The sequence below is a fragment of the Streptomyces sp. NPDC046931 genome, from assembly GCF_040644655.1.
GTDB lineage: Bacteria > Actinomycetota > Actinomycetes > Streptomycetales > Streptomycetaceae > Streptomyces.
Window position 1 is genome coordinate 21,636 of record NZ_JBEYWX010000037.1, and the last position, 25,449, is coordinate 47,084.

At 72.2% G+C, this 25,449-nt stretch carries 25 protein-coding genes; 14 read left to right on the forward strand and 11 right to left on the reverse strand.

The genetic code is table 11. The annotated features are described in order from the left end of the window. The first annotated feature begins 46 nt into the window (after positions 1-46). A complete protein-coding gene (locus ABZ876_RS36455) occupies positions 47-1,216 on the forward strand; it encodes a lactate 2-monooxygenase (RefSeq protein ID WP_361789875.1) in 1,170 nt (389 codons plus the stop codon). Further along, on the forward strand, positions 1,213-2,190 hold the full coding sequence (locus tag ABZ876_RS36460; RefSeq protein ID WP_361789877.1) for an NAD(P)-dependent oxidoreductase: 978 nt from the start codon (positions 1,213-1,215) through the stop codon (positions 2,188-2,190). Before ABZ876_RS36455 ends, ABZ876_RS36460 begins: the two co-directional genes overlap by 4 nt. A gap of 6 nt (positions 2,191-2,196) precedes the next feature. On the opposite strand, the gene ABZ876_RS36465 is transcribed toward ABZ876_RS36460, so the two are convergent. The 3 genes from ABZ876_RS36465 to ABZ876_RS36475 all read right to left on the reverse strand — a co-directional run bounded on the left by ABZ876_RS36465 (position 2,197) and on the right by ABZ876_RS36475 (position 4,695). Further along, positions 2,197-3,825: an RICIN domain-containing protein gene (locus tag ABZ876_RS36465; RefSeq protein ID WP_361789879.1), complete on the reverse strand. Its 1,629-nt coding sequence runs from the start codon at positions 3,823-3,825 to the stop codon at positions 2,197-2,199. Positions 3,826-4,068: 243 nt separating this feature from the next. Then, positions 4,069-4,446 (reverse strand): toxin Doc, encoded by a 378-nt coding sequence (locus ABZ876_RS36470; RefSeq protein ID WP_361789881.1) that lies wholly within the window; start codon positions 4,444-4,446, stop codon positions 4,069-4,071. Between the two features lie 3 nt (positions 4,447-4,449). Next, positions 4,450-4,695, reverse strand: a complete 246-nt coding sequence (locus ABZ876_RS36475) for a hypothetical protein (protein ID WP_361789883.1) — start codon at positions 4,693-4,695, stop codon at positions 4,450-4,452. A 229-nt stretch (positions 4,696-4,924) separates the two neighbouring features. On the opposite strand from ABZ876_RS36475, the gene ABZ876_RS36480 reads away from it, so the two are divergent. Next, complete coding sequence (locus ABZ876_RS36480; protein ID WP_361789885.1) at positions 4,925-7,309, forward strand: SpoIIE family protein phosphatase; 2,385 nt, start codon at positions 4,925-4,927, stop codon at positions 7,307-7,309. A gap of 18 nt (positions 7,310-7,327) precedes the next feature. Here the strand turns inward: ABZ876_RS36480 and ABZ876_RS36485 are convergent, their stop codons facing one another. Continuing rightward, the gene (locus tag ABZ876_RS36485; protein WP_361789887.1) at positions 7,328-9,295 is read right to left on the reverse strand and encodes a ricin-type beta-trefoil lectin domain protein; all 1,968 of its coding nucleotides are present in this window, start codon (positions 9,293-9,295) and stop codon (positions 7,328-7,330) included. A 396-nt stretch (positions 9,296-9,691) separates the two neighbouring features. Then, positions 9,692-10,222, reverse strand: a complete 531-nt coding sequence (locus ABZ876_RS36490; protein WP_361789889.1) for a flavoprotein — start codon at positions 10,220-10,222, stop codon at positions 9,692-9,694. A 107-nt stretch (positions 10,223-10,329) separates the two neighbouring features. Here ABZ876_RS36490 and ABZ876_RS36495 point away from each other — a divergent pair, with 107 nt between their 5' ends. Beyond that, positions 10,330-10,884 (forward strand): TetR/AcrR family transcriptional regulator, encoded by a 555-nt coding sequence (locus ABZ876_RS36495; protein WP_361789891.1) that lies wholly within the window; start codon positions 10,330-10,332, stop codon positions 10,882-10,884. Between the two features lie 144 nt (positions 10,885-11,028). Here the strand turns inward: ABZ876_RS36495 and ABZ876_RS36500 are convergent, their stop codons facing one another. Both ABZ876_RS36500 and ABZ876_RS36505 read right to left on the reverse strand, forming a co-directional pair. Further along, positions 11,029-11,247, reverse strand: a complete 219-nt coding sequence (locus ABZ876_RS36500; protein WP_361789947.1) for a ferredoxin — start codon at positions 11,245-11,247, stop codon at positions 11,029-11,031. A 46-nt stretch (positions 11,248-11,293) separates the two neighbouring features. Beyond that, a complete protein-coding gene (locus ABZ876_RS36505) occupies positions 11,294-12,502 on the reverse strand; it encodes a cytochrome P450 (RefSeq protein ID WP_361789893.1) in 1,209 nt (402 codons plus the stop codon). A 388-nt stretch (positions 12,503-12,890) separates the two neighbouring features. Between ABZ876_RS36505 and ABZ876_RS36510 the strand changes: the two genes are divergently transcribed. From ABZ876_RS36510 to ABZ876_RS36520, 3 genes are all read left to right on the forward strand, one after another. Continuing rightward, complete coding sequence (locus ABZ876_RS36510; RefSeq protein WP_361789895.1) at positions 12,891-13,523, forward strand: LysE family transporter; 633 nt, start codon at positions 12,891-12,893, stop codon at positions 13,521-13,523. Positions 13,524-13,683: 160 nt separating this feature from the next. Then, positions 13,684-14,130 carry a nitroreductase family deazaflavin-dependent oxidoreductase gene (locus ABZ876_RS36515; RefSeq protein ID WP_361789949.1) on the forward strand — a complete coding sequence of 149 codons (447 nt, stop codon included), beginning with the start codon at positions 13,684-13,686 and terminating at the stop codon, positions 14,128-14,130. Continuing rightward, positions 14,127-14,561 (forward strand): DUF3291 domain-containing protein, encoded by a 435-nt coding sequence (locus tag ABZ876_RS36520; protein WP_361789897.1) that lies wholly within the window; start codon positions 14,127-14,129, stop codon positions 14,559-14,561. The genes ABZ876_RS36515 and ABZ876_RS36520 overlap by 4 nt, the downstream gene beginning before the upstream one ends. A gap of 20 nt (positions 14,562-14,581) precedes the next feature. On the opposite strand, the gene ABZ876_RS36525 is transcribed toward ABZ876_RS36520, so the two are convergent. Next, positions 14,582-15,532: a cation diffusion facilitator family transporter gene (locus ABZ876_RS36525; protein ID WP_361789899.1), complete on the reverse strand. Its 951-nt coding sequence runs from the start codon at positions 15,530-15,532 to the stop codon at positions 14,582-14,584. 227 nt (positions 15,533-15,759) lie between these two features. Between ABZ876_RS36525 and ABZ876_RS36530 the strand changes: the two genes are divergently transcribed. Both ABZ876_RS36530 and ABZ876_RS36535 read left to right on the forward strand, forming a co-directional pair. After that, positions 15,760-16,770: a glutathione S-transferase C-terminal domain-containing protein gene (locus ABZ876_RS36530; RefSeq protein ID WP_361789901.1), complete on the forward strand. Its 1,011-nt coding sequence runs from the start codon at positions 15,760-15,762 to the stop codon at positions 16,768-16,770. A 159-nt stretch (positions 16,771-16,929) separates the two neighbouring features. Next, complete coding sequence (locus tag ABZ876_RS36535) at positions 16,930-17,235, forward strand: DUF4235 domain-containing protein (RefSeq protein ID WP_361789903.1); 306 nt, start codon at positions 16,930-16,932, stop codon at positions 17,233-17,235. Between the two features lie 31 nt (positions 17,236-17,266). Here ABZ876_RS36535 and ABZ876_RS36540 read toward each other — a convergent pair whose 3' ends face one another. Beyond that, positions 17,267-17,659 (reverse strand): VOC family protein, encoded by a 393-nt coding sequence (locus tag ABZ876_RS36540; RefSeq protein WP_361789905.1) that lies wholly within the window; start codon positions 17,657-17,659, stop codon positions 17,267-17,269. Positions 17,660-17,911: 252 nt separating this feature from the next. On the opposite strand from ABZ876_RS36540, the gene ABZ876_RS36545 reads away from it, so the two are divergent. The 3 genes from ABZ876_RS36545 to ABZ876_RS36555 all read left to right on the forward strand — a co-directional run bounded on the left by ABZ876_RS36545 (position 17,912) and on the right by ABZ876_RS36555 (position 20,564). After that, the gene (locus ABZ876_RS36545; RefSeq protein WP_361789907.1) at positions 17,912-19,543 is read left to right on the forward strand and encodes an amidohydrolase; all 1,632 of its coding nucleotides are present in this window, start codon (positions 17,912-17,914) and stop codon (positions 19,541-19,543) included. A 98-nt stretch (positions 19,544-19,641) separates the two neighbouring features. Next, positions 19,642-20,004, forward strand: a complete 363-nt coding sequence (locus tag ABZ876_RS36550; RefSeq protein ID WP_234517871.1) for a DUF1304 domain-containing protein — start codon at positions 19,642-19,644, stop codon at positions 20,002-20,004. Further along, positions 20,001-20,564: a TetR/AcrR family transcriptional regulator gene (locus tag ABZ876_RS36555; protein ID WP_361789910.1), complete on the forward strand. Its 564-nt coding sequence runs from the start codon at positions 20,001-20,003 to the stop codon at positions 20,562-20,564. Before ABZ876_RS36550 ends, ABZ876_RS36555 begins: the two co-directional genes overlap by 4 nt. Positions 20,565-20,575: 11 nt before the next feature. On the opposite strand, the gene ABZ876_RS36560 is transcribed toward ABZ876_RS36555, so the two are convergent. After that, a complete protein-coding gene (locus ABZ876_RS36560) occupies positions 20,576-21,523 on the reverse strand; it encodes a helix-turn-helix domain-containing protein (protein WP_361789912.1) in 948 nt (315 codons plus the stop codon). Between the two features lie 71 nt (positions 21,524-21,594). Here ABZ876_RS36560 and ABZ876_RS36565 point away from each other — a divergent pair, with 71 nt between their 5' ends. Together ABZ876_RS36565 and ABZ876_RS36570 are read left to right on the forward strand one after the other, a co-directional pair. Next, positions 21,595-22,545 carry an NADP-dependent oxidoreductase gene (locus ABZ876_RS36565; protein ID WP_361789914.1) on the forward strand — a complete coding sequence of 317 codons (951 nt, stop codon included), beginning with the start codon at positions 21,595-21,597 and terminating at the stop codon, positions 22,543-22,545. Positions 22,546-22,685: 140 nt separating this feature from the next. After that, on the forward strand, positions 22,686-23,072 hold the full coding sequence (locus tag ABZ876_RS36570) for an anti-sigma factor antagonist (protein ID WP_361789951.1): 387 nt from the start codon (positions 22,686-22,688) through the stop codon (positions 23,070-23,072). Between the two features lie 100 nt (positions 23,073-23,172). Here ABZ876_RS36570 and ABZ876_RS36575 read toward each other — a convergent pair whose 3' ends face one another. After that, complete coding sequence (locus ABZ876_RS36575) at positions 23,173-25,383, reverse strand: DUF1996 domain-containing protein (protein WP_361789916.1); 2,211 nt, start codon at positions 25,381-25,383, stop codon at positions 23,173-23,175. Positions 25,384-25,449: the final 66 nt, after the last annotated feature.

Genomic DNA, 25,449 nt, shown 5'->3' on the forward strand with positions numbered 1-25,449 from the left:
GTCGGCGTAGCACGCGGTTTCAGGGAGGAGAGGCGGGAGCACGGGAATGACGAAACACTGGGCGGACTTCCAGTACGAGATCTATCTGAAGGGCATGACGGGCGCCGTGCCGCGGCTGCCCACGGATCTGACCCGGCTGGAGGAGCTCGCCGAGCAGCGGCTCGGGCCGGGACCGGTCGGCTATGTGGCGGGCAGCGCGGGCAGCGGCAGCACCGCCCGGGCCAACCGGGCCGCACTGGAGCGCCGCCGGATCGTGCCGCGCATGCTGCGGGACGTCCATGAGCGGGACCTGTCCGTCGAGGTGCTGGGGCGGCGGCTGCCGGCTCCGCTGGCCCTGGCGCCGGTGGGCGTGCTGTCGATCATGCATCCGGACGCGGAGCCGGCGGCGGCACGGGCCGCCGCGGCCCAGGGGGTGCCGTTCATCCTCTCCTCGGCCTCCAGCACACCGATGGAGCAGGTGGCCGAGGCGTCGGGTGACGCGGAGCGCTGGTTCCAGCTGTACTGGCCCAAGGACCGCGAGGTCACCCGGAGCTTCCTGGCCCGGGCGAAGGCGGCCGGGTTCACGGCCCTGCTCGTCACGCTGGACACGCCCTTGCTGGCCTGGCGGCCCCGGGACCTGGACCAGGCCTACCTGCCGTTCCTGCACGGGGTGGGCACGGCCAACTACTTCACCGACCCGGCGTTCCAGGCCGGTCTGGCCAAGCCGGTGCACGAGGATCCCAACGCCGCCGTGCTGCACTTCGTCGGCATGTTCGCGGACCCCGGCAAGACCTGGCCGGACCTGGCGTTCCTGCGGGACAACTGGGACGGGCCCATCGTGCTGAAGGGCATCGTGCACCCGGACGACGCCCGCCGCGCCCTCGACGCGGGGATGGACGGCGTGGTGGTCTCCAATCACGGCGGCCGGCAGGTGGCGGGGTCCGTGGCGGCCGCCGACGCGCTACCCGGAGTGGTGGAGGCGGTGGGAGACCGGCTCACCGTGCTGTTCGACAGTGGGATCCGGACCGGCGACGACATCTTCAAGGCGCTTGCGCTCGGCGCGCGGGCGGTGCTCGTGGGACGGCCCTACGCCTACGGGCTGGGGCTCGACGGGCAGCCGGGCGTCGAGCACGTCATCCGCTGTCTGCTCGCCGAGTTGGACCTCACCCTCGCCCTGTCCGGACACGCCCGTCCCACGGCCCTCGGCCCCGCCGACCTGGTCCAGGAGACCTCATGACCGACATCAAGAACGTACTGGCCGTCATATCGCCGCATGTCGGCGGCCGCGCTGCGGGCTCCGCGCTTTCCTCGGTCTTCCCCGGCCAGGCACACATCACCGTGGTGGAGCGGACCGACGAGGACCCGGCGGCGCTGCGCGCGGCGCAGGTCATCGTGACGGGCCTCGCCCCGGTCACCGCCGAACACATCGCGGCGGCACCTCGGCTGGAACTCGTCCAGTGCGCGAGCCACGGCTTCGACTACGTCGACCTGGACGCGGCCCGCGCCCGGAACGTGCCCGTGTGCAACATCGGTTCCAGCGGCGCCGAGAAGCAGAACGTGGCCGAGCAGACCTTCGCGCTCATGCTCGCCCTGGCCAAGCAGCTGGTACCGGCCCACACCGCGCTCGTCGACGCCGACTGGGCGCTGCCACGGCTACAGCAGTCCATCACCGAGCTGTCCGGCAAGACCCTCGGCATCGTCGGACTCGGCCATATCGGCGAGGAGGTCGCTCGGCGGGCGATCGCCTTCGACATGACGATCCTGTACTCGGGTCCCACACGCGTGGACGCGGAGACGGAGGCACGCCTCGGCGGGGCGCGCCATGTGCCACTCGACGAACTGCTGCGCACATCCGACTATGTGACGCTGCACGCGCCGCTCACGGAGGAGACGCGACACCTGCTCGACGCCGACCGCCTGGCTCTGATGAGACCGACCGCGTTCGTGATCAACACGGCGCGGGGTGCCCTGATCGACCAGGACGCCCTCGCTGACGCGCTGGAGCGGGGCACGCTGGCCGGGGCGGGGCTCGACGTCTTCGATCCCGAACCCCCCACCGCGGCCCTCAGAGTGCTCAAGGCACCGAACGTGGTGCTGTCCCCGCACGTCGCCGGGGTCACCCGGGAGACGCTCGTACGGATCGCCCTGGCGGCCGTGCAGAACGCCGCCGACTTCCTGGCCGGGAAGGAGCCGCGGGACGTCGTGTCCTGACGGGCCTCATCTCGGGGAGGTCTGCTGGACCGGCAGCACGGACCGGTGTTCGTCCGTCCCGGCGATGGAGAGCGAGGTGGGCTTCGCCGACCGGCCGTCGGTCGCCCACCGCTGGATGTCGGAGCCGTCCCGGGTCCTGACGACGATGTCGGTGTCCGGGCCGGTGCTCGCGGGTGTGACCGCGAGGTTCTCGTCCCCGCGTGGCAGCAACTCGCCCCGCACGGTGAGGTCGTAGCGGACGTCGTCGGCGTGTGCCTCGCCCGCGTCGACGCACGGGGCGAGCGTCAGGGCTCCGTCCGCGGCGCGGGAGTCGAGGCACAGCCCCGGGTCGGCGATGTTGCGCAGCAGACCGTCGCTCTCGTACGACCACTGCTGCGTCCACGCGGACGAGCACGCCGCGAGCCGGGCGTGCGCGCCGGCCCGCACCGTGCCGCGGATGTCCAGGCAGAGGCCGGCGGCGAGGTCCCGCAGCCGGGTCCGCTGCGGGGCCACGGGGTGTCCGGCCTTGCCGGACTGTGCCCCGGAGCCGGGGGCGGCCGTCGGCGTCGTACTCGTGCCGCTCGCGCGGGTGGAGGCGACCGGGTCGGCTCCACCGTCGTGCGACCACAGGCCGGCCACCAGAAGCCCCGCGAGCACGGCCGCGGCGGTGAGGCCGACACCGGTCACCAGTGCCCTGGCGTTCCGCTCCTCCGCGATCCGGCGAGCCTCCCCGGGAAGCCGGGAGAGCAGCCGGCGGCGTCCGCCGGCCGCGTGTCTGCCGGTCCCGCCCGAACCGGGCCTGGCGGGAGCGCGGTACGCCCTGCGGCCGGGCCGGGAGTCGAGATAGCGCTGTGCTCCCCAGCCGAGGACCGCTTCGGCGAGCAGTCCGCCCAGCGCTCCCTCGAAATGGCTCAACTGCTCGGCGGCGGAACGGCAGTAGGGGCACTCCAGGAGGTGCTGCTGCACCTCCGGCAACAGGGCGCCGCCACGGCGCAGGGGGATGTCGAGAAGCCGGTTGTGGAAGCGGCATGCGTCGGTCGGTGCCAGTTCCCGGTGGGCCCGTACGCAGCCGGCCCGGAACTGCTCGCGCGCCTGCTCCAGTGCCGCCGCGGCGGTCTCGGAGCTCATGCCCAGCAGAACCGCCGGGACCGACATGTGCTCGGCCTCGACCTCGGTGTGCCACAGCAGGCACTGGGCGAGTTCGGGGAGTCCCTGGAAGGCACGCTCGGCGAGGACGCGGTTCTCGGGGGTCAGGGATTTCGCGTTGCGGATGCCCCGGCCGCCCGCGGGCTTCCTCAGCTCCCGAAGAACCCCCGATATCCGCTCGTCGGCGGCCCACTCCCGCACCGTCTCCCGTACCGCCACGAGAATCCGTGGCCGCAGGGCGCCCGCGGATCCGGAGCGCATGAGCTGGCCGAGGATCCGGTGGAAGGCGGTGGCGGTGACCATCGAGGCGACGTCCGCCGAGGAGGCCAGGCAGACCACCGCGTACTCGTGCGCGGGCTGCCAGTGCCGCGCCATCAGCAGCGCGAGGGGCTGCGTGGCCTCGCCCACGGGCCGGCCCCTGAGCCAGGCGGCCAGTGCCTCGTCGGATTCCCCGGGCGCGAGGCGGGGACGGGGAGGATACGACGGACGCGGGGGGTGGGGCGTGTGCACTGAACTTGTTCCTTCCAAGGCGCAAGGGGAGCGGTCATGGCCCATGCGCGAGAACGTCACCTTCGCACAGGTCGCTTACGGCCAACAAGACACGTGAAACACATCCGCAGCAGCGGAAAGACGGCAGTCGTCAGCCCAACTCGGCACGTTCGCACCGGCTTTCGGCGCAACCCGTCGCACCCTGCGGCATTTCCGGCGCCCCACGTGACGCCATCCCCGATGCCCGGTCGCGGCTTTCCCCGGTCAGATCTGCCAGGACCGCAACCGGTCCGCCGCCCCGTAGACGTCGGCCTTGCCGGAGATGAGGTCGCGCGCGAGGTCGACCAGAGCGCCGTACGGCGGGTCGATGCCGACGCCGCTGACGAACATGTAGGCGACCGCCGTGGCGCAGGCGAAGCGTGCGTTCGCCGAAGGCAGCGGCTTGAGCAGCGCCAGTGTGTGCAACAGGGCTGCCGCGCGCCAGGCCGGGTCGGAGTCCACACCGAGGCGCGGCGGGTCGACACGGTGGCGTGCGACCGCTGCGACCAGTGCCGAGAAGTCATTGATCACGGGCTGGTCCGGAAGGACCTCTTCATGGCGCTGGAGCAGCCAGGGCACGTCGATATGGAGGACGGAGGCCATCGGTCAGGCGTCCCGCCCCTCGCTCTTCGTGGGTGGCTCGTCCTCGGGGAAGGCCGCGGCGAACTCGTCCGCGTGCCCGGCGAAGAACCGGCGGAAGGCCTCGGCGCCCTCCTTGAGGGCCCGATGCCGCGCGATGTCGGCCGCGGCGGCCTCACGCACCAGGGCCTTCATCGACGTGCCGCGCTCCTTGGCGATCTGTCGCAGGTCCTCGAGCTCCCGATCACTGAACTCCACGTTGAGGGCTGGCATGCCCCACACGGTACCGCCCGGGTACTCGGCGGTAAATACGCGCAGGTGGGAGCGGGATGAGAGAGGTACCGAGGCCGGGTGTAGAGCTCGCCGCCCCGTCGGCCCGCGGTCCGGCGGGGCCGCCGGTTCCCCCAGGCCACCGGCTTCGCGGGTATGGAATCCGGCCGCGGTCTAGGCTGGAACACGAGTGACGTGCTTGTTCACCGAGAGTGTGCGCAAGGGAGTGGCGATGAGCCCGGTGCATCCGCCCGGCGAAGCCGCCACGGCTCGGGCAGTCATCGACGAGAACGGCGTCCTGGTCCACTTCAACGAGCACGCGGGCCGGCTGCTGGGCTATGCGCCCGGGGAGGTCGAGGGCCGCCCCGCCGCGGAGCTGCTCGTCCCCGGCAGTCCGGTACCGCGGCCCGAGCCGGACGGCACCCGCTGGAGCGGCACGGTCGAGCTGCGCCACCGCGACGGCCGCGCCCTGCCGGTGTGGTTGCTCGCCCACCGCCGTCAGCACGCGCGGGGCGAGGCATGGCTGGTCGTCACTCCGGTGGGCGGCTCCGGCCGCCACCCCGAGGACGACACGCTGACACGGACGGCACTGACCTGCTCGCCCTGCGCCCTGGCCATCTACGACGAGAACCTGAGGCTGTACGCCTGCAACCAGGCGATGGCCGAGCTGGTCGGTCTGCCACAGGTGCACATTCGGGGTCTGCGGCTCGCGGAGATCGTCGGCAGGCCCGAGAGCGAGGAACTGGAGTTCCAGGCCCGCGAAGTACTGGAGAGCGGCCGGAGACGGGATGTGCAGACGTATCTGCGCAGCGGAGCCGAGGGCCGGGCGCATGCCTGGCTCGCGCGGTTCGCCCCCCTCACCGACGGCGGTGGCCGGATGTACGGGGTGTGCATGACCGCGCACGACTTCACCGAACAGTTTCTGGCCCGGGAGCGGCTTCAGTTGGTCAACGAGGCCAGCGTCCGTATCGGGACCACCCTCGACGTCACCCGCACGGCACAGGAGCTTGCCGATGTGTGCGTGCCCCGGCTCGCCGACTTCGTCAGCGTCGATCTGCTGGACCCGCCGGACGACGAGGGCCGGCCCGGACCCTCCTCGGTCACCGCACCGGTCACACTGCGCCGAGCCGCGCACCGCTCGATCACTCCCGGCTCCCCGGAGGCGCTGATCGAGCCGGGCCGGGCGGGCCTGTACCCCGCCTCCTCCCCGCAGGCGTCCTCCCTGGTGGCGGGCCGGACGATGGTCGCCACGGACCTCGCGACCTCGCTCACCGAGTGGCTCGAGTGGGACCGGGCCCGGGGTGAGCGCGTCCGTGAACTCGGTGTGCACTCCACGATGTCGGTCCCCATCCGCGCCCGCGGCGGGAGGTTCGGAGTGGTCGTGCTGCGACGGTTCCGGCGACCAGAGCCGTTCACGCCGGACGACGTGCTGATCGCCGAGGAGATCACGGCCCGGGCCGCGGTCTGCATCGACAACGCGCGGCGGTTCGGCCGCGAGCGCGAGACGGCGCTCGCCCTCCAGCGCAGTCTGCTGCCGCGCAAACTGCCGTACACCGCGGCGCTGGAGACCGCCTACCGCTACCTGCCCGCGGCACGCGCCGGTGTGGGCGGCGACTGGTTCGACGTGATCCCCCTGTCGGGGTTGCGGATCGCCATGGTCGTCGGTGACGTGGTCGGGCACGGTGTGCAGGCCTCCGCCACCATGGGGCGGCTGCGCACCGCCGTGCGTACGCTCGCCGACATCGATCTGGCGCCGGAGGAGCTGCTCACCCACCTCGACGACCTCGTCATACGCATGTCCCAGGAGGCGGGGCTCGAGGGCACGACCGGTGAGGTGGGTGCCACCTGTCTGTACGCGGTGTACGACCCGGTCTCGCGCCGGTGCACGCTGGCGCGGGCGGGGCATCCCGCCCCGTTGATGATTCCGCCGGGCGGGACGGCCCGGCAGGTCGAGCTGCCCGGCGGGCCGCCCCTGGGGCTCGGCGGACTGCCGTTCGAATCGATGGAGATCGACCTGGCCGAGGGTACGGTGCTCGGCCTGTACACCGACGGGCTGATCGAGAGCCGTCAGCGTGACATCGACACGAACCACCGGCTGCTGTGCTCGATCCTCGGCGAATGCGCGGGCGGTCCGGTCTCGCTGGACGAGGCCTGTGACCGGATCCTCAACGCCCTGCTTCCCCCGGGCGGTGTCCCGGACGACGTGGCACTGCTGCTCGCCCGCGCGCACGGGCTGCCCGCCTCACAGGTGAAGACCTGGGAGATCGCCCGCGATCCGGCGCTGGTGGCGACGGTCCGCAAGGACGTCGTGGGGCAACTGGAGGTGTGGCGGCTGAGCGATGTGACGTTCACGGCCGAGCTGCTGGTCAGCGAGCTGGTCACCAATGCCCTCCGGTACGGCGGGCATCCGATCCGGCTCCGGCTGATCCATGACGCCGCCACGCTGATCTGCGAGGTGTCCGACGGCAGCCCCACCGCCCCGCATCTGCGCCGGGCCCGGACGTACGACGAGGGCGGCCGCGGGCTGCTCCTGGTGGCCCAGCTCGCCCAACGCTGGGGCAGCCGCCACACCGCAGAGGGCAAGACGATCTGGGCCGAGCTGAACCTGCTGGAGTGAGGCCGCGGCCGGTCCCGGTCAGTGGCCGCCGCGGGTCCCGGAGGGACCCCGGCCCTCGTGTCCGCCCCACCCGCCCCGGGCGCCTTGGTCTCCCTGGGTGCCTTGGTCGCCCGGCGGGCAGTACGGGTCCGGACAGCCGCTCGCTGTCCGGGAGGAGGGCCCGTCCGTGGGCCGCGCCCGCGTCGACCAGGTGGGGGACGGTGCCGGTGTGCTCCCTCTCGCCGGGGCCGCCGAGCGGGACGGCCCGGCGCCGCGGGCCGCCGGAGCTCTCGACGCGTCCTCGGTGCCCCAGTCGGCCGTCTGCATCCGCAGCGCGTTCGAGGTGTCCACGTGCCAGCGCTGGGTGTCGCCGCCCGTCCGCGGCTTGAGCACGAGCCCCGCGTCCCGATCGGAGGAGGCGGGGGTGAGGGCCAGGTCCTGGCCCCCGCGCGGGACGAACACGCCCTGGCGGGTGAAGTCGTAGCGGACGTTCTTCGCCTCGGGCTCCAAGCCCCCCGCGCAGGAGGCGAGTTGCACCGAGTAGCCGAGGTGGGAGTCGAGGCACAGATCGGGCGCTGCGGCGCTGCGCAGCAGCCCGTCGGTGCCGTACGCCCACTGCTGGGTGGCCGTGGACGCGCAGGAGACGAGCACGGCCTCGGCGCCGGCCACCGCCTTGTCCTGGTCGAGGCCGACGCACAGGCCGCCGTCCTCGTTGCGCAGCCGGCCCTCGAAGGCACCGGTGGGCACATCGGCGGCAGCGCCGACCAGGGAGGGCGATCCGGAGCGGTTCGTCCCTGCCGGGCTGGGCCCGTCGGAGGGTGTGCCCGTGCCGGTGGCGGCGCCTCCGGCCGACCGGGTGCCGGACCACACGGCCAGCGGGACGAGGACCAGCGCGCTCACCGCGGCCACGGCGAGGGCGAGTTGCCGACGGGGCGACGAGCGGCGGGGGGCCTTGTGCCCGGCGGTGGAGCGCGGGCCCGCGGCGGTCGGCACGGCGCTCGGGAAACGGCCGCCCCTGGGGTCCCTCGCGGTGGTGCCCCGGTCGCCGGAGTCGGCAGGGGTGATGGGAGCCGTGGACTCCAGGGGCGTCGTCCACGGGCGTTCGTCGACCGGATCGATCAGCGGCTCGCCTCCGACGAGGGGCTTCGCGGGGGCCACCGGTGCCTCGGTCGCCTCGCCGGGCATGGGCTTCGTCTCCAGGTAGGCCTGCGCGCCCCAGCCGAGCACACCCTCCGCGAGGAGCAGCGGAAGGCGCCGGTGGAAGCCCTCCAGCTGCTCGGCGGCGTGGTGGCAGTGCATACAGCCGTCCATGTGGCGGCGCAGATCGGGATCGAGGAGGTCGTCCGACCGGCGCAGGAAGACGTCCAGCAGCCGGGCGTAGCGGCGGCACTCCTGGTCGGGGGCGGACTCGCGGTGGACGTCCAGACACGCCTCACGTATCTGCTCGCGCGCCCGGTCCAGCCGTACCACGGCGTCTGCCGGGTCGATGCCCAACAGGGCGGCGGGGACGGCGAGTTCCTCTCGTTCGACCTCGGCGTGCCACAGCAGACAGCGGGCGGGTTCGGAAAGCCGCTGAAAGGCACGCGACACGAGCCGCCGCGTCTCGGGGGGCGACAGCCGGGCCGCGGCCCGTTCGCCGGCGGCGTCGGAGCGGAGTGCGGGGTTCAGGAGGGCGCGCCGGTGGTCGGTGTCCCATTCCGCCGCGAGCCGGCGGACGGCGACGAGCAATTGGGGCCGCCATGCGGCCGTGGGTCCGCCCTGCCGCGCGGAATCCTCGAAGAGCCGGGTGAATGCGGCCGTGGTGAGCATTCCGGCGGGATGAGCCCCGTCGGCGCACAGCCGGGCGTAGGAGTAGGCGGCCTCCCAGTGACGGCCGAGCAGTTCACCGACCGGATGGTGCACGGGCCTCTTGCCGGCGGACTTCTTCAGCTCGGCGGCGAGCTGTTCGTCCGTCGCGCCGTACGACGGGAGGGAGTCCGGCGTATTTCGCCGACTCCCGTCTTTCACGTTCACGTTCCTCCAGAGACCACGCGGAGACTTCCTTAGTCCGTACCAATGAAGGCACCGCCCGGCCGACTGCACGCGGGAAGTGTCCACCGGAATTAACCGGCCTGTCGAACAACCGCCCGAGACACGCCGGCTGCGGCGGACGGCGCACGACAACGCCGGATGCGCAGCGGAAAGAGAATGGCCCGCGCGCCCACGGTGACACTTTTCCACAGGTCACCGAGGGGGAACAAGAGAGTCCCTCATTTTCCGTTTCCCGTGAGGGCGCCGCTGTATTGACAGAAAGTCAGTCAACTGGACGGGCACCTGGAATTCCGGCACCTCCGGCGAACCCGCCCCGGATAATTCGACCGGCAGTTCGGTCACTTCCAAAAGCGGGGCGGCAATGGTGTCTCGTCAGCGCGGCGGGAGCAGCTCCAGAGCCCGCTCCCAGTGGAACTCCGGGCGCCCGCCGCCCTCGTGCGCCCCTCCGGCGTACGGGTCCCCGAACCGGACCCCCATGCCGCCCAGCCGCTCGAGGCTGGCGCGGTAGGCGGGATGGGCCGTCAGCGCCTCGCTCACACACGGCAGGACGGCGATCGGCACGCCCATCCCGTACGCCTCGCACAGGGTGCCCAGGGCGAGGGTGTCGGATATGCCGGCGGCCCACTTGTTGACGGTGTTGAAGGTGGCCGGGGCCACGACGACCGCGTCCGGGTCCGGAAACGGCCGCGGGTCGCCCGGGGCACGCCAGGCGGAGCGGATCGGGCGGCCCGTGCGCGCCTCGACGTCGGCGGCGTCGAAGAAGCGGAGGGCGAGTGGGGTGGCGATCACGCCCACCTCCCAGTCGGCCTCCTGGGCGGCCGTGATCAGCTTGCCGACGTCCTGTGCGATGCCCGCGGCGCAGACGACGACGTACAGGAAGGGTTTCGAGGCGTCCTGGGTCACGTCCGCACTCTAGGCGGCGGAGCGGGGACGGCGTGGCAGGTCGTGCCGCTGCTACCGTAGAGAACGCCGGTTCTCTCGGCCGAGGACGCCCCAGGAGGGACGCGTACATGGATGCCGAAGTCGCCCGCGACCGGGCGCTGGACGCCGCGGAGGAGCTGTTCTACGGCCGGGGCATACAGAGCGTCGGGATGGACGACATCCGCGGCACCTCAGGTGTGTCGCTCAAGCGCCTCTACCAGCTCTTCCCTGCCAAGGAGCAGCTGGTCGAGGCGTATCTGGAGCGGCGTGACGAGCGCTGGCGGCAGCGGCTGGCGGAGTACGTGGACCGGCACACGGACCCCGTGGAGCGCCTCCTGGCCGTGTTCGATTGGCTGCGGGAGTGGTGCGCCGAGCCCGGCTTCCGCGGGTGCGCCTGGATCAACTCCTACGGCGAACTGGGCGCCACCTCCCCCCGCGTGCTGGCCCAGGTACGCGCCCACAAGCAGGCGTTCAGGCGGTACCTGGCCGGCCTGGTGGGCGACGCGGGGCTGTCCGCACCTCTCGGCGACCAGCTGTTCCTGCTGGCCGAGGGCGCCATGGTGACGGCGGGCATGGAGACCTGCAGGGAGCCCGCCGACCAGGCGCGCCGGGCCGCGGCACTGCTGCTGGCGTCCCACCGGTGACACGGAACCGACCGGGAGGCGGCCGATCCGGCCCGGGCAACGGGCCCGGGGACGCCGGAGTCCGCCGAAGCCGACCGCCGAGGACGGCCCCCGGGTCGTCCGCGTGGACCGTCCTCGGCGTCCTCGACGCATGGGCCGGCGGTGTCAGCCCGCCCGGGAAGCCTCGGCTCCTTTCTCGGTGACGGTGATGGCGCTCACCGGGCAGGCCCGCGCGGCCTCCCGCACCAGCGGGTCGCCGCCACCGTCCTCCTTGCCGGGCAGCAGTTCGCTGTAGCCGTCGTCGTCCTGGGTGAAGACGCCCGGCGCGGTGAGGGCGCACTGGCCTGCACCGATGCAGACGTCCCTGTCGATGGAGATGGAGATGGGAATGGAGCTGTCGGAGATGTCATCGGTCATGGTCGCCAGCCTCTTACCAGGTCACGGGGAGTTCCAGCATCCCCTGGATCGTGTCGCCCGGTTTGAAGGGAATCTCCTCCGCCGGAGCGGCGAGCCGCAGCCCGGGCAGCCGCTCGAACAGGGTGCGCAGGCCGATCTCCAGCTCGGCCCGGGCCAGGTTCTGGCCGAGGCACTGGTGGATGCCGAACCCGAAGGCGACGTGATGGCGGGCGGTGCGGTGCCAGTCCAGCGTGTCCGGCTCGGGGAAGGCGGTGGTGTCCCGGTTGATGACGGAGGTGGAGAACAGGACGCCCTCGTCGGCGCGGATGATGCTTCCGGCCACCTCGATGTCCTCGGTGGCCACGCGCAACAGCCCGTCGGCGATCGACAGGAAGCGCAGCAGCTCCTCGACCGCGGCGGACATCAGGCCCGGGTCGGCGCGGAGCTCCGCGAGCTGCTCGGGATGCCGGAGCAGGGTGAACGTGCCAAGGGAGATCATGTTGGCGGTCGTCTCGTGCCCGGCGACCAGCAGAAGGGTCGCCATGGAGACCAGTTCGGCCCGGTCCAGCGCTCCCTCGCGCAGCTGCTCCTCGATCAGCTCGTCGAGCAGTCCGTCCCCCGGCTGCTCGCGCTTGGCGTCGATCAGCTCTCCGAGGTAGGCGTCCATGCGGTCGCGGGCGTCCTGGGTGTCGGCCGGGGTAGGACCGCGCAGCAGCCTGCGGGACTGCTCCTCGAAGAACTCGTGGTCGGTGTAGGGCACTCCCAGCAGCGCGCAGATCACCATCGAGGGCAGCGGCAGCGCGAAGGTGTTCACCAGCTCGGCCGGCGGGCCCGCGGCCTCCATGGCGTCCAGCAGGCGGTCGACCGTCTCCTGGATGCGCGGGCGCAGCGCGGTGACACGCTTGAGGGTGAAGCTCGGCACCAGCATGCGGCGCTGTGTGCGGTGCTGGGGGTCGTCCACGCCGAGCAGGGTCAGCCGGCGGTTGCGGGCTGCGGCGAAGCGTGCGTTGATCGCCGGGAACGCGTCCCGGCTGCGGTCGGAGGACAGGCGTGGATCCGCGAGGAGCTCCCGGGCCGTGGAGTGGCCGGTGACCACCCAGACGTCACGCCCGTCGTAGAGGGTGACGCGGGTCAGGGGCCGCGCGGTGCGCAATGGGTCGTAGGCGGCGGGCGGGTGGTAGGGGCAGGTGCGGTCCTGGGGAAAGGCGACGGATTCTGACTGGGTCACAGCGGGTTTCGTCATGAATGACCTCGCACGCGAAGATTCGCTCTTGCCGATCATCATCAATTAGATGCCCCAGGCACCTACAGGGCCACTCGAAGTTCGGCCAGATCCGCCGGATGCCGTATGTGGCCGAAGCCCGTCGTCGGGCCGACGGTCGCAGGCGGGTGGTTGTCGCCAGGCCGAAGTCTGCCGTCGCCCGTGCGGCCCGCGCCATCGCATCCGGCGGGAGTGCGTCGCGCGTCCCCGCGCTGACCATCGTAATTCGCTTGCCCGTGCATCCGGCGCTCCTCCAGGATCGGCGCATGCCTTTCCTCGCCCCCGCCCTGCCGCCGACCTCCGCCGCCGCCCGTTCCGGCCGGGGCCGACAGCAGCCCGGCCGTCCCCGGAGGCTCTCGCCGCCCTGGTCGTGACCGCGGCGCTGGTGGCGGGACTGGTCGCGGGGTACGGCATCGCCGTACCCGTCGGAGCGGTCTCCGCCTATCTGCTCTCCCTCACGGCTCGGACCTCCCTGCGGATCGGTGTGTGCGCCGCGCTCGGCGTCGCCACCGCCGACGGGATCTACGCCCTGGCGGCGACCGCCGGCGGCTCCGCTCTCGCCGCCGCGCTCCAGCCGGTGCTGGCCCCGCTGCGATGGGTGTCCGCTCTGGTGCTGGCCGCTCTCGCGGTGCGCGGTGCCGTCGGCGCAGTGCGCCAGTACCGTTCCGAGGGACGATCCCTCCCCGCCCGCGCCGCGCCGTCGGGCCCCGGGCGGGCGTATCTGGGGCTGCTCGGCGTCACCCTGCTCAACCCGACCACGGTGATCTACTTCGCCGCGCTGGTGCTCGGGGGCCGCGCCGCGGACCCGGTGCGGCCGCTGGAACAGGGCCTCTTCGTCGCCGCGGCCTTCGCCGCGTCGGCCAGTTGGCAGCTGGTGCTGGCCGGGGGTGGCGCGCTGCTGGGCCGGGCGCTGACCGGACGGCGCGGGCGCCTTGCGACGGCGCTTGTCTCCAGCGCGGTGATCGCGGCCCTTGCGGTGCGGGTGCTGACCGGGCCCGCGTGATGCGCGGAGTCTCGTGCTCCGCCCCCACCCCCGGAGCGTGGTGAGGATGAAACCGGCGGCGGCTGGTGTTCAATCGTGCAGCGCGGACCCGCGGCACTGCCGTACGGCCGCGGCGCGCCGGACGAGACTGCAGTCGTACGCGACGAGGGGACGGATGAACATGGCTCTTGAGGGCGAGTACGAACCCAGCCCGACGCAGTGGGTGCGCGAACAGGTGGAGCTGTACGAGAGCTCCGGCGGCACCAAGGGGACGACACTTCGCGACACGGGGATGCCGGTGATCATCCTCACGACTCTGGGCGCCAGAAGCGGCAAGATCCGCAAGACTCCGCTGATGCGCGTCGAGCACGAGGGCCGGTACGCCGTGGTGGCCTCGCTGGGCGGCGCGCCCAAGCACCCCGTCTGGTACTACAACGTGACGCAGCATCCCACGGTGGATCTCCAGGACGGGCCGGTGCGCCAGGAGATGACGGCCCGTGAGGTCACGGGCGAGGAGAGGGCGCAGTGGTGGGAGCGGGCGGTCGCCGCGTATCCCCCGTACGCCGACTACCAGAAGAAGACGGACCGTGAGATCCCCGTCTTCGTGCTGGAGCCCACCGGGAAGTGAACGAGCCGGAGCCACGGGCCGCACGGCGCCCCCGCCGTGCGGACCGGCTCGCGAGCTCCTCGGCGAGGACGGCGGCGGCGGCGTACGGGTCCTGCCTGCGGATGCGCAGGAAGCCCGCGACGCCCAGAGGGGTGTCGCGGGCCCTCAGGGGTACCGCCACCGGGGAGTGGGCGCCGTGGCGGGCCGCGGGATCGCCGACGCCCCGGGCGTTGCGCTCCTGTAACCAGCGGTCGAAGTACGCGTACGCCAAGGCCGAGCCCCACCGCTCGGTGATGAACGGTCTGCGCTCCACGATGAGCCGGTCGGTCTTCACCTTCTGGCAGGTCCCGGCCGCGGAACTGCCCCTCGACTGGGCGGACGCCCGGCATCGGCCGGCCGAGCAGGAACGCCGGGACGCGGAGCGCGCCGACGGGCCCGCCACGGCCGTCTGACCCCCGCGAAGGGGTCCTGGTCAGGTCCCGCCGTGCTCGCCGCTCGCGGCGGGCCCCCCCGCGCCGTCGTCCCCCCGCCGCTCCGCCGCGCGGGTCGGAGCGTCCGTGATGTCGAGGAACATCTGGTGGGCCTCGGGCACGGTGTGCACGACCGAGCGTTTGATGCGTACCGCGGCCTCCTCGACCTCTTCGCTGTCCAGGCCGGGGACCAGGTCGACACGCGCGGCCACCAGAAGGGAGTCGAGGCCCAGTTGCATGGTGAGCAGGGCTTCCACACTGTCGATCTCGGGCTGTGCCTTCAGCAGCGCGCGGATCCGGTCGCTCAGCTCCGGGTCGGCGGCCTGGCCGATCAGCTGGTCCCGGGCGTCCCGGCCGAGCCGGTAGGCGACGTACACGAGCAGCACACCGATGGCGAGCGAGGCGGACGCCTCCCACACGACGTTCCCCGTGGCCATGTGCAGCGCCATACCGGCGATCGCGAGGATCACGCCGAGCACCGCCGTGCTGTCCTCGGCGAGCACCGTACGCAGGGCCGGGTCCCGCAGCCCCTGCGCGGCCGTGCCGTGCTGCCGGTTCACCTGGTGCAGGGCCCGCAGCAGGGAGGCGCCCTCCGACAGCAGCGCCACCCCGAGCACCGCGAGCCCCGCCACATAGCCGCTGTGCGACTCCCTCGCGCCGCCTTTCAGGGCTTCGAGGCCCTGGAAGAAGGAGAAGCAACCGCCCATCACGAAGATGCCGACGGCCGCGAGCAGTGACCAGAAGAACCGCTCCTTGCCATAGCCGAAGGGATGACGCCGGTCGGCCGGGCGGCGACTGCGGCGCAGGGCGGCCAGCAGGAAGACCTCGTTCAGGCTGTCGGCGACGGAGTGAGCGGCCTCCGACAGCAGCGCGGGCGAGCCGGCGAAGAGTCCGCCGACGGCCTTGGCGACGGCGATCAGCAGGTTCGCACCGAGTGCCACGAGCACGGTCACCCGCGTCCTGCCGTCCGAACTCCCGCCCCGCCCTCCGGATCCGTGCCCCGGCGTCTCGCGGTGCGAAGGCTCCCCCGCCGACTGGAGCCGTGCCGACTGTCCCGTACTGGAAGATGTCCCGCTCACGCTGCCCGACTGCCCCGATCCGCCGGTCTCACACGGTGCCTGGGCGCAAAACGGGGAACCCGCCTTCCGTGCGGGTGAGCGCCCACGTCAGGAGAGGCAACATGGTCGACGGCAACAGCGCGTACGGAAAGAAGCAGTTCAAGCGGTCCAGGAGTCAATTCGCCGACCGTGTCACGGCCGACGGGCGCGACGGCTGGACGGTGGAGGAGGGCCGCTACCGGCTGGTGGTCAGCCGGGCCTGCCCCTGGGCGAGCCGCGCCATGATCTCGCGGCGGCTACTCGGCCTGGAGGACGCACTGTCGCTGGCCATCGCCGATCCGGTCCAGGACGACCGCAGCTGGCGGTTCACCCTGGACCCCGGCGGCCGCGACCCCGTCCTGGGCATCCGCTTCCTCGAAGAGGCCTACGACGCCCGGGAGACCGGTTATCCGGGCGGCGTGAGCGTGCCCGCGGTCGTGGACGTGCCGAGCGGACGACTGGTCACCAACGACTTCCAGCAGATCACCCTCGACCTGGCGACCGAGTGGGCGGCGCTGCACCGCGAGGGGGCGCCTGAGCTGTACCCCGAGCGGCTGCGCGACGAGATCGACGACGTGATGCGGGTCGTGTACGAGGACGTCAACAACGGCGTCTACCGGGCAGGTTTCGCCACCGGCCAGAGCGAGTACGAGCAGGCGTGCAACGATGTGTTCCGCCGGCTGGAGTGGCTGTCGGAGCGCCTGGCCGGGCGACGGTACCTGCTCGGCGACACGATCACCGAGGCCGACATCCGGCTTTTCACCACACTCGTACGTTTCGATCCCGTCTACCACGGCCACTTCAAGTGCAACCGCTGGAAGCTGGCGGAGGACCCGGTGCTGTGGGCGTACGCCCGCGATCTTTACCAGACGCCCGGCTTCGGGGACACCGTCGACTTCGACCACATCAAACGGCACTACTACCAGGTCCACACGGGCCTCAACCCGACCGGGATCGTGCCGCTCGGACCGGATCTGGCCGGCTGGCTCTCGCCGCACGGCCGGGAGGAGCTGGGCGGGCGCCCGTTCGGTGACGGGACGCCGCCGGGTCCGGTGCCCGCGGGCGAGGAGGTCCCGGCCGCGGGCCAGCCCTGACGGCGGGGCAGCGGCGGTCGCGACGCACGGACCGCAGGTGCGCGGACCGCAGGTGCGCGGACCGCAGGTGCGCGGACCGCAGGTGCGCGGGCAACAGGCTCGCGTCCGGCAGGTCGACGGACAGCGGCAGCAGGTTGACGGACAGCAGAGGAGAGCAACGTGTCCAAGGAAAAGAAGAAGGCGAAGCTTCCGCTGGTCTACAAGCCGGTCGGATTCGCCCTCGGCTGGGCGAGCGGGGCCCTCGCGGGGCTCGCCTTCCGCACGGCGTGGAAGGCGATCCGCCACGAGGACGACGCGCCCGACGCGCTGGACAAGGACCGCGGCTGGGGCGAGGTGCTGCTCGCGGCGGCTGTCCAGGGAGCCCTCTTCGCCGTGGCCCGCAGTGTGGCGGACCGCACGGGAGCGAAGGCGATCGAGCGGTCGACGGGTGTGTGGCCGGCCACGACGAAGGATGGCCGGGACTGAGTCCCGCGCCGCCGCGCGGCCACTCGCCGCCTCACCCCTGCTTCGGCGCCATGTCCCGGGTCAGGCGCAGGGTGAAGGAGTGCCCGGCGGGGTCGGCGTAGCCGCGTTCCTCGAACGGCCCCGCCGCGTCCTTGGCCTCCAGCGGACGGCCGCCCAGGCCGACCACCCTGCGCTCGGCCTCGTCGAGGTCGTCGACCAGGAAGTCCAGGTGCGCCTGGAGGGAGTTCTCGGGGCGGGGCCAGCTCGGCGGGGTGGCGTTGGTGTCACGGCGGAACGCCATCCGCATCCCGTCGGGGCTGCGTATCTCCACCCGGTTCGCGGTCGCGTCGGTCTCCTCGGCGCCGAGCAGTTCCCTGTAGAACACTGCGAGCTTCTCGGGCTCGGCGCAGTCCAGGACCACGACGCCCGCCATGACCAGTGTCATGCCTTCCTCCCTGAGGGGTCCGGGGCGGGCCACCCCGCCCCCATAGGTCCCCGGATACCCCGTCCCCGGGTTTCACTCGGCGGCGCGCCCCGCTGTCGACCGCCAACCCCGGTGGCCGGAGGAGAAGTTCGCCGATACTCGATCCCTCAGGGCCCTTCCCGCACGACTCGCGGGCCGACGAACCGATCGGCCGGGGGCCCATCCCGATGACTCCGGCCGGCCCTCCGGCGCCTTTCGACCGAACGGAGACCCATGCACGCCGATCTCCTCTTCACCGGTGGCCCCGTCCTCACCCCGGACGGGCCCCTCACCGCCTCGGTCGCGGTCGTCGGTGACCGGATCGCCGCGGTCGGCGACGGCGCGGCTCGCGAACTCGCCGGTCCGAAGACCGAGGTGGTCGACCTGGCCGGACGGCTGCTGCTGCCCGGCTTCCAGGACGCGCACGTACACCCCGTCCCCGCCGGGCTGGAACTCACCCGGTGCGACCTCACCCACGCGAGGACCGCCGAGGACACTCTGGCCGCCGTCCGCGCGTACGCCGAGGCGCATCCGGACCGGCAGTGGATCACCGGCGGCGGCTGGTCCTTGGAGGCGTTCGAGGGCGGGACACCGACCAGGGAGCTGCTGGACGCGGTGGTCCCGGACCGGCCGGTGCACCTGGTGAACCGCGACCATCACGGCGCCTGGGTGAACAGCCGTGCCCTGGAACTCGCGGGCATCACCCGGGACACTCCCGATCCGGCCGACGGACGGTTCGAACGCGACGCCTCCGGGGAGCCCACGGGCATGCTCCAGGAGGGGGCCATGCGCCACGTCGGCCGGCTCACGCCCGCGGCCACCGCCGCCGACCTGCTCGCCGCGCTCCTGTACGCCCAGCGGCATCTGCACGCGCTCGGCATCACGGCCTGGCAGGACGCCCTCGTCGGCGCCTTCCTGGGGATGGACGACCCGTCCGGGGTGTATCTGACGGCGGCCCGCGACGGCTCGCTGACCGCCCGGGTCGTCGGCGCGCTGTGGTGGGACCGCGAGTGCGGCGCCGAGCAGATCCCCGAACTCGTCGAACGCCGGGCCGCCCTGAGCCACGGCCGGTTCCGCGCAGGCAGCGTCAAGCTGATGCTGGACGGGATCGCCGAGACCGGCACGGCGGCGCTCCTCGACCCGTATCTGGACCGGTGCGGCTGTGCCACCGTGAACCGCGGCACCAGCTTCCTCGACCCCGCCCTGCTCCCGTCGTACGTCACCGAGTTGGACGCGCTCGGCTTCCAGTGCCACTTCCATGCGCTGGGCGACCGGGCCGTACGGGACGCGCTGGACGCCGTCGAGGCGGCCCGCGAGGCCAACGGCCTTCGCGACACCAGGCCGCACCTGGCCCATCTGCAGATCGTGCATCCGAACGACGTCCCGCGCTTCGCACGGCTCGGTGCCACGGCGACCGTGCAGCCGCTGTGGGCCGCGCACGAACCGCAGATGGACGAGCTGACCATCCCGTTCCTGGGACCCGAACGGGCCGCCCGGCAGTACCCGTTCGGTTCCCTCCTGCGCTCCGGGGCGAGGCTCGCGGCGGGCAGCGACTGGCCGGTCAGCAGCCCCGACCCGCTGCACGGCATCCATGTCGCCGTCAACCGGGTTCTCCCGGGCGGCTCCGCTCCGGTCTTCCTGCCCGCGGAACGTATCGGCCTCACGGCGGCGCTGACGGCGTACACGACGGGGTCGGCGTATGTGAACCACCTCGACGACACCGGCCGTATCAGCCCCGGGGCGCTGGCCGACCTGGTGGTGCTGGACCGCGACCCGTACGCGGGCCCGCCCGAGGAGATCGGCGGGACAGGCGTGGCGCTCACCTATGTCGGGGGCGAGCGCGTGTTCACGGCGCCCGGCGCCTGACGTCGGCCGCACCCCGAAGGGCATGTGAATCCCAGACACCTGTCCAGGTACAGTGGACACCTGTCTAGCAACTTTTTCGGGGTGGGGGTCGGTCGGCGATGGAGATCGTGGCGAACGTGCTGGTCGGGCTGGTGGCCGTCCTGCATGCGTACATTCTCGTGATGGAGATGTTCCTCTGGGAGAAGAAGCCCGGGCGCGGGCTGCACGGGTTCGGGCCCGAGATGGCGCGCGCCACGGCGCCGTTGGCCGCCAACCAGGGTCTGTACAACGGCTTCCTGGCGGCCGGTCTGGCGTGGGGGCTCCTCGCCGCCGATCCGACCGGGTTCCGTGTACGGGTCTTCTTCCTGGCCTGCGTGGTGATCGCCGGCATGTTCGGGGCCGCCACCGCCAACCGGCGGATTCTGGTCGCCCAGGCGCTGCCCGGCGCGCTCGCCCTGGCCGCCGTGGTGGTGGCGCGATGACCGCGGTGCCACCGGCGGATCCCCGGGCTTCCCGCACCCGCGCGCGGCTACGGGAAGCCCTGTTGCGGGAGTGCGCCGAACGCCCCCTCGACGAGGTCAGCGTCGCCGCGCTGGTGCGCCGGGCCGGGGTCGGGCGCGCCACGTTCTACGTGCACTACGCGGACCGGGAGGCACTGGCCGTCGACGCCTGCGCCGATGTCGTACGGGAGGCCGTGGCCGCGCTGCACGCCTGGCGCGGCCGGCCGGACCCGGTGCACGCCCCCGCGGCCCTCAATGACTTCTTCGCCGGGCTCGCCCCGCACGCCGCCCTCTACCGCACGCTGCTCACTCCGGGGGGCGGCGGACCGCTCGGCCGGGTCCTGCACCGGGATCTGCGCGCCCGAAGCCTTGCCGAGCGCGAACTCGCGGGCGCCGCCGACGCCCCCCTGGTGGCGTCCGCCGTGGCCGCCTGCTTCGCGGGCGTGCTGGCGGACTGGCTGCACGGCCTCATCGAGGCGTCACCGCGTCAGATCGCCGATCAGTCCTGGCAGTTGCTGGTCGCCCTGCATCGCAGCCGGTGAGCGGGATCCCGTCAGCGCGCCGCCTGGAACGTGCGCCGGTAGGCCTGCGGTGACACCCCGATCGCCGTGTGCAGGTGCTGCCGCAGCGAGGCCCCCGTTGCAAAGCCGACCTCCCCGGCGATCTGGTCCACCGGCAGATCGGTGGATTCCAGCAGATGACGCGCGCGGGCGACACGCTGCTGGATGAGCCATCGGCCGGGGCTCACGCCCACCTCCTCCTGGAAACGGCGGGCGAAGGTGCGCAGGCTCATCCCGGCGTGACGGGCGAGATCGGCCAGCGCAAGGGACTCATCGAGGTGTTCGAGGGCCCAGGAACGTGCCCCGGCCGTGCTCGCCGCCCCGTGCTGCGGGACCGGCTGCTCGATGTACTGCGCCTGGCCGCCGTCCCGGAACGGCGGTACCACGCACCGGCGGGCCACCGCGTTGGCCAGCTCACTGCCGTGGTCCGTGCGCACGATGTGCAGACAGACGTCGACCCCGGAGGCGGCTCCGGCGGAGGTGAGGACCCGCCCGTCGTCGACGAAGAGGACGTCCGGATCGAGGTCGACATGCGGGAACATACGGCGGAACCGGTCGACGACCTGCCAGTGGGTGGTCGCCTTGCGCCCGTCCAGCAGGCCGGCCGCCGCGAGGACGAAGGCCGCCGTGCAGATGGAGACGATCCGGGCGTCGGGACGGATGAAGGCGAGGGCGGCGGCGACCTCCGGCGGAAGCTCCGCGGTGATGTAGGGCTGCGCGACGGACGCGACCACCACGGTGTCGGCCGTGGCCAGCACCTCCGGTCCATGCTCGACGGTGATCGAGAAGTCCGCGTTGCTGCGTACCGGCCGCCCGTCGACCGAACAGGTCAGCACCTCGTAGCGCCCGTCGGCCGCGCCGAAGATCCGGCTGGGGATGCCCAGCTCGAAGGGGTAGACGCCCTCGAGCGCCAGGACCACGATCCGTTCCACACGCCGCATGGCACGATTCTATCGAAGGTTGGCAATCATGCCATTTTCTCGAGCGGCGGGGCCCGGCAGGCTGGCACACCATGAGCACTGTGAACACCATCCGCGCCATAGGTCAGGACGTCCTCGGCGGACCCGAGGTCCTCAAGGAAGTACGGCTGGAGCGCCCCGCACCGCTACCGAACGAGGTGCTGGTCCGGGTACGCGCGGCCGGGGTCAACCCGACCGACTGGAAGCACCGCGCCACCGGCGGATTCCTCGGCAAGCCGCCGTTCGTCCTCGGCTGGGACGTCTCCGGCGTGGTCGAGGAGACCGGACTCGGCGTCGCCCTCTTCCGGGCCGGGGACGAGGTCTTCGGCATGCTGCCCTATCCGTTCGGCCACGGCTCGCACGCCGAGTACGTCACCGTCCCCGCCCGCGCCCTCACCCACAAGCCCTCGGACATCGACCACACCCAGGCCGCCGCGCTTCCGCTGGTGTCGCTGACCGCCTGGCAGGCCCTGGTCGAGACGGCCCAGCTGCGGCCGGGGCAGAGGGTGCTGATCCACGCGGCCGCCGGCGGCGTCGGGCACGTGGCCGTGCAGATCGCCAAGGCGCGCGGCGCGTATGTCATCGGCACGGCCAGCGCGGGCAAGCACGACTTCCTGCGCGCACTGGGCGCGGACGAACTGGTCGACTACCGGGAGACCGACTTCGCGAAGACGGTGCGGGACGTGGACGTGGTCCTGGACACCATCGGCGGCGACTACGTCCAGCGCTCGCTGCGCACCCTGCGCCCGGGCGGGATTCTGGTGACGATCCTGCCGGAGGGATCGAAAGAGCTGGCCCTGGAGGCCGAGAAGCTCGGGGTGCGCGCGACCGAGATGCTCGTCGACGCCGACCAGCACGGCATGAGGGCGATCGCCGGACTCGTCGCGGAGGGCAAGCTGCGCGCCACCATCTCCGGGACGTTCCCGCTGGCCGATGCCGCCAGGGCACACGAGATCGGCGACACCGGCCGGACCACGGGAAAGCTGGTCCTGCTGATGGACTGACGTACCGCCCGCACGGCGCGCCCCACAAATAGAAGACATATGTCAATCGAACATGCTGGAATTCACTCCACCGAGATAACTCGCAGACTACGCAAGGCTGTTGGGCTTACTCGGGCCCGGAGTCGGTGGAGGCGATGTCGATGCAGCACGGCCCCGCACCGCTCCCCCGGTATCTGCGCATCCGCCGTGACCGCGGTCACCTGGTGCTCGAGTTCCACGGTGAGATCGATGTCGTCGCGGCCCTGGAGATCACGCCGTTCCTGGACTCCGCGACGGGCCGTCCGGCGCCGAGGATCGTCATCGACCTGCGGCCGGCGGAGTTCTTCGACTGCTCGGGGCTGCGCCTGCTCTTCCGCGCCAGGCGCCGGGTGCTCGCGCAGGGCGGCACACTGCATCTGGTCTGCACCCGTCCGCTGACGCTGCGCATCCTGCAGCTCACCCGGCTGGCCGAGCTGCTTCCGCCGGCGGCCTCGCTGGACGAGGCACTCGGCCGGTCGGAGGCTCCCGGGCCGTTGGAGATCAACTGATCCGGCGGGCCCGCGTCGGCGGCCCCGACCGGGACGAGCGAAGGCGGCGGGACCTGCCGGGCAGGTCCCGCCGCCTTCCAATTGCCCTCCGCGAGGAGGATCAGAAGGATCGGCGTCCGATACGGCGCAGAAGCACCAGACCCGCGATCACGAGCACCGCTCCGGCCGCGGCCGGCCACAGATGGGCGCCGGTCTCGGCCAGGCCGCCCGTGACCGCCTGGGGCTGGGTCCCCGGCTCGGCGGACGGGGCGACCCCGCCCTCCGCGGAGGGCTGCCCGGCCGCCGAGGGCTCCCCTGCCGCCTGCCCGGTGTGGCTGTCGTCCGAGGCGCTCCCCGGCGCGGCGGACGCGTCGCTCCGGGCGGGCGAGGAGCTCGCGAAGACCCTGGGATTCGCGCCACCGCGGCCGCTGCCCGAGCCGCCGCCGGTTGCCGAGGTGCCCGGCGTACCGGCCGTGGGCTGCGACGTCTGCTTGCCGCCGGAGCCGGACCCGGAGTGCTGACCGGACGAGGAGCCCGTTCCCGAGCCCGAGTTGTCGTCGGACGACGAACCGGAGCCCGCGTCGCCGGCGGACGATGAACCGGAGCCCGCGTTTCCGGCGGACGAAGAACCCGAACCCGGGTTGTCACCGGACGAGGAACCCGACCCGGAGCCGTCGCCGGGTGACGTGCCCGGGTCGGTTCCCGTCGAGCCGCCGGACGAGGAGCCCTGGCCGGAGCCCCCGTTGTTACCGGAGGTGGGGTCGGGGGACGGTGCGGACGTGCTCGGCGGCTGGTCACCGGCCCCGCCCCCGCACTGGCGACCGCCGTTGACGCAGTCGACGACCTGGCTCATCAGCTCGTCGGACATGACGTTGATGAAGTCGTCGTGGTCGGTGATCGGCTTGTGCAACTGCTCGGGGAAGCCGTCCACGGCGTAGGGGTTCTTCACCTGGCCGTTCTCGACGACCGGCTGCGGCACGTCGTACACCAGGCGCATCGTGAGCTGCGGGATCGCCTTGAAGCCGTTCTGGCAGTTGCCGTCGGCGTCGGCGAAGGCGACGTGCGTGCGGTGGTTGGCACTGTCGATGTTCTGGCCGTCCCAGCAGCTCTGGAACGCGAACGTGCGCACCACGCTGCTGCCGTCGGGGCAGATCGGGTACTTGTCGGTCAGCTGGCGGTCCTCGAAGCCGGTGCAACTCCAGTGGGCGTTGGCGTTCTTCGGGCCGTTGGTGAACGCCTTGGCGTCACCGGTGATGATCCGCAGGAAGCGCGGCATCGCGACGACCTTGCTGGTCGGGCTGCCGACAAAGGTGATCTCGGCCTGCTTGGCAACCAGGATCTTGCCGACGTTCCCTTCCTTGCCGCCACCATCGTTGTTCTGGTCGAAGTCCTGCGTTCCGTCCTGAACACGCACCACCGGCCAGTAGTACGACGACTTGTCCTGCTGGTTCTCGCAGCTCGTCTGGGCCGCCGCGAACGTGTCGTTGGTGGCGAAGGCGTCGTTCGACTGGTTGCCGACGTAGTCGTGCAGATGATGCGCGCCGTTCTTCACGCCCGGCGCCACGATCACGTTGTCGGTGTTGTGGTTGCCGTTGGCGTTGACCCCGCATTTCGTCACGAACGCGCCGGTCGAGGCGTCGGCCTGCCGAGCGGGCTTCTGGACGTTCGGCTGCACGCTCTTGATGTCCACGAAGTCCGAGGCCACGGGGCCGCCGACGGCCTGTCCGCCGCTGCCCTGCTGCTGGCCGTTCTGGCCGGTGCCCTCCTGGCCGCTGCCGTTTTGGCCACTGCCGTTCTGACCGCTGCCGCTCTGACCCCCGCCGTTCTGGCCGTCGGCCGGGGGCTGCCCCTGGTCTGCGGGGACCCCGGTACACGGGGCCATGCCGTCGATCGCGCCGGGAGCGGCGGCGCCCGCCTGCTGGTATTCGGCCTTGATCCGGTCGATCACCGCGGCGCGCTTGTCCTTCAGCGGGTCGAGGATCGAGTTCTGGACATAGCTACCGTCGCCGGCCTGCGCCTGGCGCGTCGAGGCCAGCCGGTCGTACGCCTCGGTGATCTGCTTGTCGAGGGTGGCGAGTTCCGTGTCGACCCGCGACTTCGCCGGGTCCGGCACGTCGGTCAGCTTCTGGCCGACGTCCGGGCAGTCCAGGGTGACCGTCCTGGAGGTCAGTGCCTGGTCGCCGCTCTGGTCGGAGGTGCCGCCCCAGCCGCCTTCGCTCGCCGAGGCGTAGACGTTCGCGGCTACCAGCCCCCCTCCGCCCATGATCAGCGCGACTGCTGCAAAGGTCGCGCGCCGTGCGCCTGTCGGGCGTCTGCGCGTGTTGCGTCTCAAGGGAGTACTCCTACACGTCATGGCGGGCCGGGCATGAAAATCCCCACTCCCTGTACGCAGCCGGAC

What these genes read in the sequence shown, in the direction of transcription:
- ABZ876_RS36515 (WP_361789949.1), top strand. Translation starts at nt 13,684, where the DNA reads ATGGCTCTTGAGGGCGAGTACGAACCCAGCCCGACGCAGTGGGTGCGC.
- ABZ876_RS36565 (WP_361789914.1), top strand. Translation starts at nt 21,595, where the DNA reads ATGAGCACTGTGAACACCATCCGCGCCATAGGTCAGGACGTCCTCGGC.
- ABZ876_RS36540 (WP_361789905.1), bottom strand. Translation starts at nt 17,659, where the DNA reads ATGACACTGGTCATGGCGGGCGTCGTGGTCCTGGACTGCGCCGAGCCC.
- ABZ876_RS36470 (WP_361789881.1), bottom strand. Translation starts at nt 4,446, where the DNA reads ATGGCCTCCGTCCTCCATATCGACGTGCCCTGGCTGCTCCAGCGCCAT.
- ABZ876_RS36495 (WP_361789891.1), top strand. Translation starts at nt 10,330, where the DNA reads ATGGATGCCGAAGTCGCCCGCGACCGGGCGCTGGACGCCGCGGAGGAG.
- ABZ876_RS36475 (WP_361789883.1), bottom strand. Translation starts at nt 4,695, where the DNA reads ATGCCAGCCCTCAACGTGGAGTTCAGTGATCGGGAGCTCGAGGACCTG.
- ABZ876_RS36530 (WP_361789901.1), top strand. Translation starts at nt 15,760, where the DNA reads ATGGTCGACGGCAACAGCGCGTACGGAAAGAAGCAGTTCAAGCGGTCC.
- ABZ876_RS36455 (WP_361789875.1), top strand. Translation starts at nt 47, where the DNA reads ATGACGAAACACTGGGCGGACTTCCAGTACGAGATCTATCTGAAGGGC.
- ABZ876_RS36480 (WP_361789885.1), top strand. Translation starts at nt 4,925, where the DNA reads ATGAGCCCGGTGCATCCGCCCGGCGAAGCCGCCACGGCTCGGGCAGTC.
- ABZ876_RS36545 (WP_361789907.1), top strand. Translation starts at nt 17,912, where the DNA reads ATGCACGCCGATCTCCTCTTCACCGGTGGCCCCGTCCTCACCCCGGAC.
- ABZ876_RS36570 (WP_361789951.1), top strand. Translation starts at nt 22,686, where the DNA reads ATGCAGCACGGCCCCGCACCGCTCCCCCGGTATCTGCGCATCCGCCGT.
- ABZ876_RS36550 (WP_234517871.1), top strand. Translation starts at nt 19,642, where the DNA reads ATGGAGATCGTGGCGAACGTGCTGGTCGGGCTGGTGGCCGTCCTGCAT.
- ABZ876_RS36555 (WP_361789910.1), top strand. Translation starts at nt 20,001, where the DNA reads ATGACCGCGGTGCCACCGGCGGATCCCCGGGCTTCCCGCACCCGCGCG.
- ABZ876_RS36505 (WP_361789893.1), bottom strand. Translation starts at nt 12,502, where the DNA reads ATGACGAAACCCGCTGTGACCCAGTCAGAATCCGTCGCCTTTCCCCAG.
- ABZ876_RS36560 (WP_361789912.1), bottom strand. Translation starts at nt 21,523, where the DNA reads ATGCGGCGTGTGGAACGGATCGTGGTCCTGGCGCTCGAGGGCGTCTAC.
- ABZ876_RS36460 (WP_361789877.1), top strand. Translation starts at nt 1,213, where the DNA reads ATGACCGACATCAAGAACGTACTGGCCGTCATATCGCCGCATGTCGGC.